The sequence below is a fragment of the Okeania sp. KiyG1 genome, assembly GCF_014132355.1.
Lineage (GTDB): Bacteria > Cyanobacteriota > Cyanobacteriia > Cyanobacteriales > Microcoleaceae > Okeania.
Map to the genome: position 1 here is coordinate 18,870 of NZ_BLZO01000013.1, position 15,763 is coordinate 34,632.

Sequence of the window (15,763 nt, forward strand, 5' to 3'; positions counted from 1 at the left end):
ATTAATTTACTATCAACTCTTAATTATTAATTATTAACTATTAATTATTAATTATTCGGTAACTCTAAAATACTATTATATTAGTTTATTAGCATAATTTATGTTGATTTTTAACAGTGAAAAATTAATTATTAAAAATATTATGGGAAGAAAAAGAAATCATAAAAAGAAAACTACTTTTGGCTATAACAAAATTTTTGCTAGTCTTGAAAAGTATCTTCAAGTTTTTTTTGAAGCTAAACAATTAAGAGGGAATATTGGGTATACCTTACCACTATTTTCTCTTAACAAAACAGAAAACGAAATAAATAATGTCGGATTTAAAATTGATGTATTACTAAGTAATGGAGTGAGTATCACACCTTGTGGTCATAGTGGTTCAGTCTGGATAACTCCCGTATTTATAGTAGAGATATTAGCTTCAACCATAGATAATAATGAATTAGAAATTTTCTATGAATTCTTGTTTGAGATAGTAAAAAGTATTGATTCGGAATTCTTTGTTTATCCACAGACGCAAAGTAATGCTGAAATAAATTTGACTTGTAATGGTGGATATTACGCCGACGATAAAAATGCTCAAACTTTTGGCTATATTGTTTTCAAAAAAAGACTGAGTAAAGTTGAAATGATTAAGATAGGAGAATTTGTTGATGCTGATTTTCGAGATTATCTATCTGTCAAATCAACAAATTTAATCAAAAATATTTTTGAAACGCCATAGCTCCACCCTGCCTACTTGGGGAGTAGGTTAATTTTTTTATAAAATCTCAATCAAACCCAACACCAACTATTCAGGTGGCCCCAAAGCCAACTGCAGCCTCTCAAAAAACTCCAAAGGCATCACCCCCAACAACCCACTCAACAAACCAACAAGCGTATCAACAGACACAAAATCCAGGATTTTTCGGCCAAAAATCTTAACTACCTCAGCCACTTCATGAGCTAATTCCTCCGCTGTCATGGCTTGATCTCTCAAATCCTGCAACAGAGCAGGTATCCAAATTTCCAAAAAAGTAAAAGATTCCTCAAACTCAGTATCCACAACAGTTTCACAGATGTGCATTTTGTTATTATCTATTAGAGAATATATAACTGTTTTGCACATTTTCTCAATCCGCTTAAACCCTCCAGGAGTAAGCATTTTACCCTTTCGCCCCACACCAGTTCTTTCAATACCAATTATTTCCCCCACCTTAGCTTGAGTTACCTTTTCACCATCTTTGACTAGACTAAAAACAGCCTCCACCAACCTACGCTTAACCTGCTCACCTTTAGGAGCCGCCTGTGGACAAACATCAAAACTACTCACAACATTAACCGTTGCCCCCGGATAATTCCTCTGAATTTCAGCAATTTCCATCTCATTAAAAGGAGCAACATGATAAATAGTTAATCCCTCATTCTGACGACGGTTCGCCCTTAGACGAGCATAAGTCTGAATAGTCTCATTCATATTCTGGCGAACCACCCACTCCCCATACCTACCTGTCAACCTATTAGGCACAACAGCTTGACCAGTAGTAGCTTGCCATTGAGCCGCCATAGCAGACAAATTCCGAGTCTGCTTACCCACGCAAATTAATAAATCATCCTTTTGAGATTGATTACTAGCACGATTATCCCGGAAATGATACCCCAAGCGTCCAATATTTTCTATATCCTGATATTGCTCAATATGTCCCTGGAAATCAAACAAAGTAGACGAATTAGGTTTATTCTCTTGATCAGCGATCGCCTGCACCAAAAACTTAATTCGATTACCATTAGCATACCGAGAATCATAACGACGCTGAGTACCACAAGCACCCATATCCGTAATTAAGTTAATAGTAAGATTACTATAGTCAGGCAATTCCATCTCCACCACCAAAATATACTTACCCGCTTCCTCAAACTTAGCCTGTTCCAACTCTTCACGAATTACCTCAACATTTTTGGATAAATCTTGATACCCTTCATCCTCAACAGTTCCTGGCCAATGAATAAGTAAACCCTCAGCAATAGCCAACTCTTCAGTTAGTAATGAAACTTTTTCAGGTGATGGTTTACCCAAACCAGTAAGTCGCTGTAAGTCCTTCTCATCAGCAGTAGCATCAATAAAGATATTAAAAGCTGAATTCTTAACTAACTGTTGTGGATGACGACTTGGACGAGTAAATGTCAACTCCTTATGTGGTGTAATTCCCAAACTAATTTTTTTGTTACCACAAAATACATCAAGCAGAGGGGAAAGCCAATTGAGATGGACTTTTTGTTGAATCAGCATTTGTTTCTCTGCTGGAGTTTGAGTTGCAGAGAGCATGGATAAACTTTTTTCTAACCATGAATAGACTTCATCTCTGATATTCTCTAAGCTAGGGATAACCCATTGATTTTTACATCCAACAACTATGGGGTCTCCATCTTCATCAAACTCATTAGTATAAAGCCATTCATTTTTCCCCCAAATATCACTTCCAGAGCGCTTGGCATTTGTAGTTGTATTTGTATTTTTAGGCCGTGAGATTTTTTCTATTTTCTGGGAAAGAATTTTCTGATAATTCACCTGGCTTGTTGTATCCCAATAAGAATAATGGGAAACTGAACCTGTGATTAAATCGAATGATTCTAGTAGTAAGTTATTTGGTTTTTGTAGTAGAAATTGTTTGTGTAAAGAAAATTGACCATCTATGATTGGAGATGTAGCTAAACAGTCCTTAGAATATTTTTTGAGAATTTTTTTGTCTAGTTTGTCTCTGTCTGAATTTTTCAATGGGAGAGAGAGTGTCAACCACATTTGAGAATAAGCTTCAAATATTGCCCGGTCTAATTCGGAGCGAGTAGGTAATTTGGCCATCACATCAATATGAGAATCACCATATTTTTTATTCTCTGCATTAATAGAAGAAATAGCCTTCTGGAAAGGAACTAATATGGCCTTTAATGCCAATTTCAACTCATCAGGCAAACTAGCACCATCAACTTTATCTGCGACAAACTTCTGAATTTCAGTCAAACTTACCTTCAGAGTCTCAAACGGAACAATATTAGCCTCAGCTTCTTCAATCACCAAAATATCTGAACGCCGAGATTTACCAAAACCAGGCACAGATGAACTGATATAATTTTCCTCTTCTTGAATGCGTTGCCTTTCTAAAATTAGAGGACAGCCAATATCACCATTCTTATCATACAGCAAAGGGCAAGTTTTACAAATAGGTGAATCTTTGCCTGAAAAGACTTGTATACCTTTTTTCTTGGTTTCCAGAAAAGTATATGTTTCAGGGCAATTTGGTGGTATGTCAGGTATTTCATCTTTTTTGACTCGGATTAAATGAGGATTTCCTAATGCTGTGAGTCTATTCCCATCTTTTTTCAATCCTAAATGTTTACCAGGAAGAGGTATGAATTTACGTTCAATACCAGCGACAGAGGGGTTTCGATAATTAGCATCTAAGTAAATAATTCTTGGGTATTTTTCATCAATGACATTACCCATTTCATCAAATTCGATATCGGGTTCAATGCCAAACAAGGATAAGTCTAATTTATCTACACTCCAAGACTTACCACCTCCAGCGTAGATATTCCACAGAATATTTCTGAACCCGTTCAAATAAGCTTCAGCAGTGAGAAGTGGTAAATCTGCACTACTGCTGATAATTATTTGAGGACAACCCATCTCTACCCATTTCTGAAATTCTGGTAAATTTCCTGGTTCATATTTTATTGTGTTCTTCTCCAGATTGCCTTTTTTGTCAGTGCTTACCGTTACCGATTTTAGTTTAGACTGTTTGAGTGGACCAAATAACTTCCTGGTTTTACCTGCAACCCAGTCAGCAAAACTTTTGCCCGCTTTAGTTTCTCCGATTTTATCCCACCATTGCTTTTTTGTTATTGGCTTTGATTTATGTTGTGGTTTCCACTCAGGTAGTTCTACACCAGCATCACTAGCTAACTCTTCAACTATCTCCACAAAATCCTTGCCTGTAGGTGTGCCATGCTCACCTTTCAAAAACCAACGATATTGAACAGGATGACCGCCTTCTTGACAACCATGACAATACCAGGAATTATCTTTTGTATTTACTTGAAATGCCGTACCGCTAGACCCGTTGTGTTGTGGGCAGTAACCAACTAATTTATTGGGCCCATGCTTTTTAAATTGATGCTCGCTCCAATTATATATATCTTCTGTATTTAGCCTGGGGAGGATGTCCAGCTCTAGGATATCGGCTAAGGAGTCAGCAGTGCTGAGAGTAGGTAAGGCTTGTCTTTCTAGTTTACGTTGCTCTAAGTACCGCGCGCGTTCTGCCTTTTTCACCTCAGCTTCAGTGGTGGCCTTAGCTTCCTTGTCGGCTAGTTCTAGGAGTACATCTAGGATAGGTTGTGGGGCAATCGCTACTTCTGTATCTGCTGGGGAATTTACCCAGCTATATCTACCAGTTGTTGGATGGTAGGAGGGCGGCAGAACGGACTGGCAATAATTATAACGAAATTCTAAAAGTTCGTCTGTGTCAGTTTTTAAGCCCTTCCACTCTCGGACTACAGCTCGGGTAAAGTTGGCTAATTTTTCCCTATACTCCGGCGGGATTTGAAATGCTATTTGATACCGTCCTGGTTTTCCTGATGTCCAACTTACAGATTTAGGTAAATCTGGACAAATAGCCTTGAGAATAGGTTCGGCACTAGCGCCATCTACATCTATGGCCAGCAGTCCATCGGATATCTCACCTAGTCTTACCCCATATCCAGAATCAAAAGCTGTATATGGTTTACCTTTTTTACTGACTAAATCTTGCCCTTGGGTTATGGCAGTAGTGATCGCTTCCCTACTAACTGGCTCTTCATGTTGCCAGTTACTTCTATAGGGGCGTTTTTCTCTTACTGGTGTTAATGCCAAGTTAGGAGGGATAATTCCTAAACCTTCTGCTATTTCTGAGGCTCTGGGGTGGCGATTAAATATTTTCCAATCCATTTTACACTTCCTCCTGTAAAGAAGTTTTGACAGCGGAGATTAGGGTAGTAGTTGCAGAATTTTGATGTTTGTGCAATAATTTGTTCATAAGTTTTTTCATTTTTGTTTGTTTTCTCTACGGGGGTGTTAGTCCCGTAGTTTTTTTTCTTTTCAAGCCTTATCTTCACACGCGATAGCGTAGCTAAACATAGTTATCGCGGAGCGGAACGGATGTTTGATCGCCAAAAATCATCTTCATGTGGTGTTCAACCCAACCTATGCACTGACCGTCGGCTTTCATCAGGCGGAGTAAATATTTTTGATACGCAACTTTGTCAGCCACAGTAGGTTGCGAACCAAATATGGCACCGTGCATCCATTTGTAGGGAGGCCAGTATCCATAATGAATTTGGTATTGTTTATCTGCCCAATTAGATTTTAGTCCTCGATGGTAAGCTTCTGTGAGCAGTTCATGGTAATGGCGATATTGCTTGACCTTATCTGCCGTGCAGCGTAATAGTTTGAACTCTTGAGTAGGTAAAAGTTTAGGTAATGGTGCTGCTGGATATTGATAGCCACAACAGCTACACACCTTGTCGAAATTGCGATTTATGGCGTTACAACTCGGACAAATTTTTGTGGGAGCTACACCAGTGGGGGTGTTGTCGGATTTCCCCAGGGTAAATATTGTGGTATCCTCAATGAAACCAAATCGTGCGATTATCCCTGCTTGGTCTAGAATTAAGAAGTCATGTTTACCCTTAAAGCGTCTTGCTGCACGGCCTATCTGTTGCCATGCCTTAGCCTTAGATTTAGTGGGACGACATAATAAAACGCAAGAAATGGCAGGGACATCAAAACCTTCTCCCAATGCCTCACAACTTGCTAAGACTTTGATGAGTCCTGATTGTAATTGTGAATAAATTACTTCTCGCATTTTTGTGGGCATGGTGCCGTCTACACTTGCTGCGGGGATGCCAGCTTGATTGAAGGCAGTGGCGATCGCTTTTGCGTGTGCTACATTTACAGCAAAGCCAATGGTTAATCTACCGTTGGCTAATCGCTTCCATTCGGAGACTAGAGTTTCGACGACCTTTGGCACATTGCAACGTACTACTAACTCAGAGTTATCATAATCACCTGCTACAGTCCGCACTCCTTTGAGGTCAGCACCATCAACACTGTAGTAAATTGGGGGTGTCAAGTATCCTTTGAGGATAAGTTCGCCTGGAGTTGGAGCTGCAATGAGGGTATCGAATAGGTCTGACATTGCTTCTCGTTTTGAAAGTCTCCAGGGAGTAGCGGTGAGACCTATAAAGGTGGTATTGCCAAATTCACCTTGGTAATTTTCTAATTGTCTCTTTACTACTTTGTTCCAGGCGGTTTGATGTGCTTCATCTATTAATACAATGTCAGGAGCAAACCAATTGATTTTCCTTCGACTGAGAGTTTGTGCGCTGGCTATCTGAACTTTGGCAGAGCGAGTTTCTTTGTAGCCTCCAGCAATGACTCCACATTCAATGCCGAAGTTAGCAAATTTATTTAGTGTTTGCTTGATAAGCACATCACGATGAACGATGAACAATATAGTTTTACCACTGGAATATTCTTGATGTATGAAGGAAGCAGCAATTATAGTTTTCCCTGCTCCAGTAGGGGCGACAATTAATATTCGGCGGTGGTTGTGCTTGATGAACTTGTATAGATCGTCAATAACTTGGAGCTGGTAATCTCTGAGTTGGGGAATTTGTGATGATGCTATAATGAGGTTTAGAGATAATTGTTGATCTTCTTCCAGGTTTTTTTGAGTATGCTGCTGTAACAATGAGGGTTGCAGCAGTTTTGTTTGAGATGCTACTGATGGTAAATTCATAAGTTTTCAGTGATTAAAAAATTTTCAGAAGTGATGGGTTGTTGTATTAAGATGTATAATGGTGAAAGTCTATGTGGGTGGGGAGTTGTCGCCTTTGATTATTTCTAAAATTTGGCGATGTGGTAGTTTGGCAGCGATCGCACTACTAGCTGCTCTTACCTTTTTGATCGGACATCCGACTGAGGAGACTACTGCTTTGCCTTTTTTGTACAAAGGTTTACCGTTTTTCCCTTTCTTATGCCAGCAGTAGTCCCAATACCAGTGTTTAGGATTGTATTGAGAACGTTGACCTTCTTTGACGCGGGGGTATTCAACTAGCCCAGTCTTGGTTTCTTTTAAACTTGTGTATTTGTGTAGCCATCCGCTGCCCCCTACTGGTTTTGCAGGTGATTTTCCTACTGAGTACTCAGTAGGAAAGCTAGAATTCTTTAGTGGTATACTTATTGGCGTTTCAAATCCTGGTTGGCCTCCGGATTTACTTTCTCCTGCTAACTGAATTGAATTTTTTCCCACTGAGTAGTCAGTAGGAAAGCTAGAATTCTTTAGTGGTGTATTTTTGGGCGTTCCAAGTTTGGTTTGGCCACCAGGTTTACTATCTTCTGCTAACTGAATTGAATTTTTTCCCACTGAGTAGTCAGTAGGAAAGCTAGAATTCTTTAGTGGTGTATTTTTGGGCGTTCCAAGTTTGGTTTGGCCACCAGGTTTACTATCTTCTGCTAACTGAATTGAATTTTTTCCCACTGAGTAGTCAGTAGGAAAGCTAGAATCCTTACTAGAAAAAGCTTGCATCGCTTGAATATTTTGGTGTTTTTCTTGGCCATAGTTGATGAGGCCAGATAATTCCTCTAGACTCAGGCTAAATGGATGAGCTGTTATTTGGCCTTTTGGTAAATATTCATCACCAAGCTCAAGGCAAGATGTTTCTATAACGCTATCACTCATACATTGCTGTAATTCTGTGTCTGTAGAGTCAAGGGAAAAGTTGTTTGTGGTAGTATTTTTCTGGTTCATTTAGCACTCCTGTTAATAATTAATAATTAATAATTAATAATTAATAATTGTTTGTTGAATTGATGATTGCAGTCCAAATTTTTATGAGTTCAATACAGTCTTGATTAATTGATTCAAATCCTTTTTTATCAATGTAATTAGCATGATGTAATAGCTCTAACCCCTATTGAGTTTCATTGGCTTCTTTGAGAGCAATCCGTAGTTTATGCACAAATTCAGCACGGCTTTCTGCATATTCAGATTCACGAATTAATGCACCAATTGCAGTGCCACTCCGAAGCAATTGCTTTGATAAAACATACTCTTGTTTGTCTTGACTCAGATATGCGTGATAACTTAATAATCCGCAGTGCAAAAGCAAAAAATTTGTCCTTAATGACGTTGTGTTTTTCCATAATTATTAATTATTAATTATTAATTGTTAATTGAAAAACTTATGTAGGAGGAGGTGCAGATTTATCTTCTACTATGTACTTGTAAATCTCTTTGTATGGGCTCTTTGCAGCGATCGCTCTTTCTACTGCACGGACTTTCTTGATCGGACATCCAATAGACTCAATCTTCTTAGAGCCTTTAGAGCGCCAGCAATATTTCCAATACCAATGCTTGAGTTCGTTCGTCCCCCGCGTTTCTTCTTTAATTCGGGGATACTCTACATAACCATTTTGGGTGGATTTCCAGCTTGTATATTTATTAAGCCATCCACTGCCCCCCACTGGCTTATACTGAATTTTTCCGGTAGCATTTGCTATCGGAAGCCTAGACTCTTTTTTGGGCAGGTCTCCTGGGATTTGAGTATTGTTGTTTCTTTGATGACGTTTGTTTGGTGGTAAGTTACCACTACTGTTACCAGTTGCACATTGATGTGGTGTGGTGTGGGCAGTTCGGGGTATAGCTCTCTGTTGTAGTTTCATGATTTAGAAAAGGATGTAATTTATTAGCTGAATTGAGAAGTTTGAGTTGAGATCTAACTCAAAATACGTTTTCTTCGTTGTCGTTTGATTTGGGAGAGTCTGGTTTTTTTCCAGTCTCTAAACCAGCCTGGGGCTTTTTTACCTCCAACTCTCCTTGCTCTGAGCTAGAAGATTGAGTACGATCACCGGATGATTTTGGTCTGAGGTGATAGAACTTATAAGGGATTTCAGCGCTGACTAAAAATGCTTCTAAGTAAAAGTCGTATTTTGCCAGTTCACCAATTAATTTTTGTTCTATTTCTAGTTCGTATTCTTCACCGTGGTGAATACTTCCTACGACTGTACCGTAGTGAGTTACGGTGAGGTCTACATCATCATGTGTCACTTTGAAGCCTTCAAGTTTTTCGACTTGAGCTTTGATGACATCCATCCAGGTAGGATCGTCGTCATCTGCTTCACTGAAGAAGTTAAAGTCGTCTTCTTCCTCAACTGTAGGTTCATTTGCTACAAGTGTATTGCTATCAACAAACTTCTCTTCACTTGGTTTCAGAAATTGTTGATTTTTCACATCATTCAGTTTGTTCCAAGCAGGAGAGCAATAGAAAAGTTCACTGAGTAGTCGTTCGGCAATTTCAAACTCTTTATCGTCCCAATTTTCTTTGGTAATTGTAGCGACCAGCAATCTTATTGCCCTCGACCAGCAATAACGAACTTTTTGAGCCAAGATTAACTGCAACTATATTTGTGTTTGAGCCAGAATTAACTGCAACTAGCCAGCAATAACTTTTTTAGGCCAGAGTTAATTGCAAATAGTCTAAAACTTTTGTAGCATCTACATTTCCCAACAAAGGAATTGTTGGTGTGGTAAATTAACTCGTCATTAATCACAATACTTTTACTTTGAAAGATTTACGGCTTTCTTAACTTGAAAAAGCCGATTTTCTCGTTGACTCAGGTATATGAACCAGGAGTAAAAAAACGTTCGTTTTCTTTACACGTCTAGTTGCAGTTAATTCTGGCTCAAAAAAGTTATTGCTGTCTGGTTGCATTTAATTCTGGCTCAGTTGCAGTTAATTCTGGCTCAGTTGCAGTTAATTCTGGCTCAAACGTTAATCTAGTTGCAATTAATCCTGGCTCAAAAAGTTCGTTATTGCTGGTCCGGGGCTTTCTTATTGCTGGTCGCTACAATTAAATACCCAGGTACGAATAATAGTTAGGTTATCTCCCCAACCAGCTTTAGAGCCATTAATACTAAAAAGACAGCGATTTGCTCCTTGGTAAGTAGCTTTATAATAGGGCTCGCCTCCACCAGATTTGTGAATAGTAAAATTGGTTAGCTGAAAACTTTGGGGAGTATATGAGGGCATGATGACAGGAACTCCCGCCTCTCTTAATTGACTAATTTCATCAGATGTTCGAGCAAATACTTTTTGTGTTACAGCAAAATTAACCAATACGCTAATAAAACCAAATATTAACGTAGTTAGTACAGACTTAATTTTCATGGTAGTGGGTTAAATAAGTGTGGAATAAATAGATAATGGGCGTTACCGAAATCATAATTGTTTTTCAAAAAATAATGCTTTTTTAATTCTAGCAAAACTCTGTAGAGGACACATACATAGTACCTAGCTATATGCTGGATAACCTGTTACGATAAAACTTTTTATTATAACATTTTTTTGAATATATACTCACATCTTGCACCAACAAAAGTTGATATGAAGAACAATAACTGAAATACTTATCTGATCGGAGGTGGGAGTTAGTTATCTCTTCTCAATAGAGAACTATAATGAAGAAGTAATAAAAACCAGAGGGTAAATTAATCTTACTCTACCCGATGACCTGCTTTTTCTTCATCGGGATATAAATCTAACCAACTTTCATAAAGTGCTTCGATAGCTGAAGTTAATTGCTCAATTTTACCTCTTCTAATCACAGCATTCACTCCATCTATATGTGCTTGACTTCCTGCTTTTCCTAAATGTTTAAAACGCGAAAATTCCCCTTTTTTATTACTTTTTGGGAAAACAGATCTAGACCCTTTGAGTTGATAATACCAATAATGATATTTTTGCCCTTTGGCTTGATACCGTGCTACATAACAATCAGCAGGAGCAACCCATCCTGAAGCTTCAATTTCTGATTTTTCACGTTTTAAAGCAGCTATAGCTTCTCTAATACGGTCTGCTCGCTCTGCTATTTCTAGATTACTGTTGATTTTAGCCATTTTTTGAGCTTTTTGATTATGGAATATGTTATTATAGTTCTCTATTTTAAACAGAGAACTATGTTGCCTCACCCCATTTTATCCCAAGTTGACGAATTACTCTGCTCTTTAAAAGAATTAATGCCCACAATTTATCAAAAGAAACTCTAGAATCTGTTTTAGGCTTGTTTCTACATAGTCAAGGAAATGCTGTTCCTCATCATTGTCAAACCAAATCAGAAAGTGCTATTAGTCGCTTCTTAAATCATTATAATTGGTCAACTCGTTCTCTGATACGCACTGTTCGTTCTTTCATTCTCAACTTAGTTTTATCTGAAAGAATAAAAGGACGAAAACTCATTTTACAAGTTATTCTAGATTTAACAACTCTTGAAAAAGTAGGGAAGTTTGTTCATCTAAAAGAATTAGTTAGAGTTTATAATCATAAAAAAGGTTTACACATCGTTGTTCTTTACTTAGTTATAGGTAATTGGCGATTTCCTTGGAGTTTTCGTGTATATAGAGGCAAAGGAACCTCATCACCTTCTCAACTGGCTTTAAAATTACTGAATACATTGCCTTCTATTTTGACAAAATCTTTCCCAATTTATGTTTTAGGAGATACAGCCTTTGGGACAATTAAATTCATTGAAAAACTCCGTGACAGTTCTTTTAATCATCATGGAATTCTTGGCATCCCTAATACCAGAAAATTAACTGATGGACGTAAAGTGTCTGAACTAAAAACTCGTGGACAACAAGTTTATCTAAACGGCTTAAATTTTCCTGTCTTCTTATCATGGGTTTGGCTAAAACGAGATGGAAAAAGAGTTAAGCGATTTGTTATTTCAACTAAACCTATGAAGGGAAAAACTATCGTCCGTTGGGGAAAACGTAGATGGCAGATTGAAGGTTTCTTTAAAACGGCCAAACATCAATTTAGTCTCCATCGTTTTGGACAAAAAACTTTATTAGGGGTTTATCGTTGGTTAATTCTTTCTCTCGTCTCTTATTTATTAGCTTATTGGATTTATTTACATAATGGTTATTTTGATGATTTAGATTGGTATGATTCAGCCGAAAAAGCCTTAGTTTTGCTCTTACCTCAGATTTTACTCCTTTCCCTTATCAAAAAATTAAAGTTACTAAATCCTTGGTTTTATAAACACGGTTTGGAACTTTGTCTTGTCAGGTGCAAGATGTGAGTATATCTAAATTAGTCATTAAAAGCCATTTTGTGGCCTTGATAAAATGTGTTAAATGTTTAATTGGACTTTGGACAAAAAGAAAACAGTTAGCGTAATATTTACGCTAACTATATTAGAGAAATATTTCTCTGTCTCCAGTGAATTTAATCACTGAAAAATGGCAATAATTAAGAGTTGTCGCCCACTACTAAGAAACTTTTCGTTGTTTTTTGGATTTTTTTTTGCCTTTGATGATAACTTGATGACGAGTTCGTGGTGTTGTTTTATATCCTTTAATCCGTCCGGTAGAATAACCTCGACGTTTAGGAGATGTCGTCATTGTACCCAAAGTCGAAATTATTCGATAAAAATCTCTTTGAACTAAACTGGGAGTGATTTTAACTGATTTATTAGTCTTCAAATAATGTTCCCAAGGACGGGGTAAAACAATGGCTAAATTCCTAGCAGCCCATAAATTAACATAAGCAATTAATGTTAATTTGAACCAATTTTCTTCATGTTCAACATCAGGGGTTGAATAAGCTGTCATTAATAATCTTTGTTTACCAAATCGGAACAGATGTTCTATGTCATAACGTTGCCGATAAGATTCATAGCAATCAATCAAACTTAACTCTTGACGTCGAGAACCAATAACAATTAACCACATCGGTTTCCCAATCTGATTACCTACTTCATCAGTAATATTAATTTGTAGTAAAGTAAAAGGATAACGATTCATTTTATAGTTCTGAGTTCCTTTCATTAACATCTGGTTCCAACCCGAAATTGTTACTGTCAATTGACGACCTTTTCTAGTAGTAAAAATGGATTGACTAACCTCCGTAGGTTCATGCCAAGTATTCTCATCTTTCAGGTCAAATTTATCTCCATACCAACGGGGATGTCCTGAAGTAATTGCTTGGTGTTCTTTCCTGATAAATTGACGGTAAAAGACTCGATTGCTTCTCACTCGTGTCACGGTAATTAAGTTTTTATGCTTGACTTGTTCTCCAATAAAATTTCTTTGGCTGTAGAAACTGTCAGCAACTAAAACTGATAACTTCTCTCCAGAGAAAGAAGCAGTTTTAAAGATTTTTTCCAGTTGTTTATTACCAATGTTAGTAGCCTTTTCTGACGAGGGAACCCTTTCTCCTAATAAGGGAACAGCCCAAGGTACATTACCTGTTGCTATTCTCTCTGGTAAAGCGCATATAACTGAATAATAATGGCCAATACTAATGGGTTTATTTCCTTTAATTGGATTGGGATAATTGATAAAAGTTTTGTCGGCCAATGTAGCTGAAAAAGGACGTGGACAAGGAGTTGTATCAATTCCAAATAAATGAAAATGTCGGGAAACTGGAGTAGGAATTGTTTGAGACGCAGCCTCTAATAAGTAATTAACTTGTTGTGAGTAATTATCATCATTTTTATCAGGTAAAAATTCTTGAATTCCTTTATATAAACTGTTATAATTTCGTCGAAATAAAGGATGTTCAGACAATTCTACTACCGAACTTGCGATGGAGTTTGATGAAAGGGCATCTACTAATTCTATAATAGTTTCAATTCTTGCATTAACTCCATGATAAAGGTTTTGCCTCCAGGATAAGAACTCCTTGATTGATTGACTGTTTTCTTGATTTTCCATGGTTGTGAATAATACACCTCTGAATGTTAGTGTATATTTTACGCCAACATAAATCCTTTCTTAACTATTCAGTCTCATGTCTACACCGAAATCCAAGCAAACCACTCAACCTGCAGCCATTAGAGGGAAACAAATTCAGGGTTTAATCCGTCAGATGAAGCAGAAAATTAAGAAAATTGAACGAGAAGGAGAGGTGATTCCTCGTGAAGTTCATATCATCCGTTATCAAGTCAATAGAAATCAGAAACTTTACTATTATTATAAATTACAATCTGCTTCACCGATTTTTCCTATGGCTACTGATAGTCAGAAAAAACTAAATATAAATATTTAGGCAAAGCGGGTAGTGAAGCTCATATTGATGCAGTTGAAAAAATGAGTCGAAGGAATCTTATTGATGAGTTGGAGAGAGTTGTTCATTCCCTTCAAGAAAGTTATTTAGATATTTGTTTTGGTGGAGAAATTGAACCAGACCCATCCTATGATCTTCGGGATGATAAATAATGTCAAAAACAAAGATAATTCCAGTATGAATTCGGTCTTTAAACCTTAATTTTGGTAGTTAGTGTAACTATTACGCTAACTACTTTTTTTTGTCCAAAGTCCAAGTTTAATTTTTGTTGTTCTAATTGAGTAAATGGAAAACTTTTTAATGTGATCAATTTATCTGAAATAATGGTGATGGTTTTGGGTGTGAGGGTTCTGGAGAGTAGCGATCGCTGTGGAAATTGCAATCTACCTGTTATGTCTCTCACATTTCGCTTCTGTCCTTATTGCGGTCAGCCTTATCAGACTACATCTAAAGAATAAGAAAACCTTATCCAACAAGCCAAAATCTTAGATTTTTCAAGCTCTGAAACCTTTGTATAGATAGGGTTTCATTTCGCTTATTGCCGTATAGTGACAGCTTCGCTATATTTACCCCTAGTTGGTGTACCTAGATTATTTTTTGATTCTTTGTTTAAACCGAAACACCGCAACCAACACCTCAAGAACTCCATCTAACCAAAACTAACTAACCTCCACTAAGCAATCTAAGCAAACTTTGACTAAATTCCTAGAAGTTCGCAAGTTCATCTTCTAGAAATCAAGTCTACAGTAAGCTTGCGTCTAGGAATAGCCGCCGATTGCAAGTGTCGCTAAGGCTTCGTTTCCTCCTGTCGTCGGAACCAACCGTTTTGGTAAGATTCCGTAGTCTTTCGGCTTTTGGTAGCTATAGTAGTCGGCGAATGATATTTTGAAAAAGTTTGAGTCGAAATCAACGATCCAATCGTGCCGAAGTCGGCTTTTCTTTCCTGCCAATACCCGCCCACCACCCAGGCACATTTTCAGTTCGCTCCGCACCCACTTCGACACAGAACTCCGCAAGCTCCGCTCTGTGTAACGAAGTGGGTCTAAAAATGTGCTTCAAATGAAGCTCTGAAATCTTTATGTCACAAAGTTTTTGGAGGTCGTGTCAATATCTTAGCGTACAAAGAACCCGTTTTGGCACAGTCTCCCGTATTTCGACTCAAGTTAGCTACGCTCTGTGTATCACAGGCGAGTTGGCACGCTTTTTGCAGCTTCTCTAGTTTTAGCTCATCCACCGACTTGTTATCTTTACAGAACTTTACAACGCTGCACTTGATGACACGAACCTTCTATTTACCTAAATATAGCTACAAAGCTTGTGGGGCATAGCTTACAACCTTAGCGTACATTTTCGTACCATTACTACTGAATCACTGAATCCCTTACCTCTAGGACATTTTAGCCGTAGACAAGATATGTATAATTTAGGACACTTTGGTAAAGTTTTGTTACGGTGATAGCGTAAATAGCGATGTCTGAGATGCCCACAGACCAAAGCTTCTATCCCCAGATGGCCCCTGGTTGCACGAACCTTCGATCTACGCCATCAAGAAGCTTACAGCCTATTTGCAGTTAATGTGAGCTGAAAATCTTGTTTGCGAGCTATTTGCAAATAATTTGAG

Annotated in this window: 14 protein-coding genes; 4 read left to right on the forward strand and 10 right to left on the reverse strand. The window is 37.7% G+C overall.

Annotation, left to right across the window (positions count from 1 at the left end):
* The first annotated feature begins 100 nt into the window (after positions 1-100).
* Positions 101-724: a hypothetical protein gene (locus SAGCYANO_RS01570; RefSeq protein WP_202218487.1), complete on the forward strand. Its 624-nt coding sequence runs from the start codon at positions 101-103 to the stop codon at positions 722-724.
* A 66-nt stretch (positions 725-790) separates the two neighbouring features.
* Here the strand turns inward: SAGCYANO_RS01570 and SAGCYANO_RS01575 are convergent, their stop codons facing one another.
* The 8 genes from SAGCYANO_RS01575 to SAGCYANO_RS01610 form a co-directional block, all read right to left on the reverse strand.
* Positions 791-4,960, reverse strand: a complete 4,170-nt coding sequence (locus SAGCYANO_RS01575; RefSeq protein WP_202218488.1) for a bifunctional DNA primase/polymerase — start codon at positions 4,958-4,960, stop codon at positions 791-793.
* A gap of 181 nt (positions 4,961-5,141) precedes the next feature.
* Complete coding sequence (locus SAGCYANO_RS01580; protein WP_202218489.1) at positions 5,142-6,812, reverse strand: DEAD/DEAH box helicase; 1,671 nt, start codon at positions 6,810-6,812, stop codon at positions 5,142-5,144.
* Positions 6,813-6,881: 69 nt separating this feature from the next.
* A complete protein-coding gene (locus SAGCYANO_RS01585) occupies positions 6,882-7,823 on the reverse strand; it encodes a hypothetical protein (protein ID WP_202218490.1) in 942 nt (313 codons plus the stop codon).
* A gap of 163 nt (positions 7,824-7,986) precedes the next feature.
* Positions 7,987-8,178, reverse strand: a complete 192-nt coding sequence (locus tag SAGCYANO_RS43805) for a four helix bundle protein (RefSeq protein WP_237395526.1) — start codon at positions 8,176-8,178, stop codon at positions 7,987-7,989.
* A gap of 79 nt (positions 8,179-8,257) precedes the next feature.
* A complete protein-coding gene (locus SAGCYANO_RS01595) occupies positions 8,258-8,737 on the reverse strand; it encodes a hypothetical protein (protein ID WP_202218491.1) in 480 nt (159 codons plus the stop codon).
* 58 nt (positions 8,738-8,795) lie between these two features.
* A complete protein-coding gene (locus SAGCYANO_RS01600; protein ID WP_237395528.1) occupies positions 8,796-9,461 on the reverse strand; it encodes a hypothetical protein in 666 nt (221 codons plus the stop codon).
* 445 nt (positions 9,462-9,906) lie between these two features.
* Positions 9,907-10,242 carry a hypothetical protein gene (locus SAGCYANO_RS01605; protein ID WP_202218493.1) on the reverse strand — a complete coding sequence of 112 codons (336 nt, stop codon included), beginning with the start codon at positions 10,240-10,242 and terminating at the stop codon, positions 9,907-9,909.
* 326 nt (positions 10,243-10,568) lie between these two features.
* Positions 10,569-10,970: a hypothetical protein gene (locus tag SAGCYANO_RS01610; protein WP_202218494.1), complete on the reverse strand. Its 402-nt coding sequence runs from the start codon at positions 10,968-10,970 to the stop codon at positions 10,569-10,571.
* A gap of 164 nt (positions 10,971-11,134) precedes the next feature.
* Between SAGCYANO_RS01610 and SAGCYANO_RS01615 the strand changes: the two genes are divergently transcribed.
* On the forward strand, positions 11,135-12,154 hold the full coding sequence (locus tag SAGCYANO_RS01615) for a transposase (RefSeq protein WP_202218495.1): 1,020 nt from the start codon (positions 11,135-11,137) through the stop codon (positions 12,152-12,154).
* A gap of 190 nt (positions 12,155-12,344) precedes the next feature.
* Here SAGCYANO_RS01615 and SAGCYANO_RS01620 read toward each other — a convergent pair whose 3' ends face one another.
* Positions 12,345-13,790: an NF041680 family putative transposase gene (locus tag SAGCYANO_RS01620; RefSeq protein ID WP_202218496.1), complete on the reverse strand. Its 1,446-nt coding sequence runs from the start codon at positions 13,788-13,790 to the stop codon at positions 12,345-12,347.
* A gap of 76 nt (positions 13,791-13,866) precedes the next feature.
* Here SAGCYANO_RS01620 and SAGCYANO_RS01625 point away from each other — a divergent pair, with 76 nt between their 5' ends.
* Positions 13,867-14,124: a hypothetical protein gene (locus tag SAGCYANO_RS01625; protein WP_202218497.1), complete on the forward strand. Its 258-nt coding sequence runs from the start codon at positions 13,867-13,869 to the stop codon at positions 14,122-14,124.
* 41 nt (positions 14,125-14,165) lie between these two features.
* The gene (locus tag SAGCYANO_RS47235) at positions 14,166-14,294 is read left to right on the forward strand and encodes a hypothetical protein (protein WP_255502437.1); all 129 of its coding nucleotides are present in this window, start codon (positions 14,166-14,168) and stop codon (positions 14,292-14,294) included.
* A gap of 38 nt (positions 14,295-14,332) precedes the next feature.
* Here the strand turns inward: SAGCYANO_RS47235 and SAGCYANO_RS01630 are convergent, their stop codons facing one another.
* A complete protein-coding gene (locus tag SAGCYANO_RS01630) occupies positions 14,333-14,545 on the reverse strand; it encodes a hypothetical protein (protein WP_202218498.1) in 213 nt (70 codons plus the stop codon).
* Positions 14,546-15,763 lie beyond the last annotated feature (1,218 nt).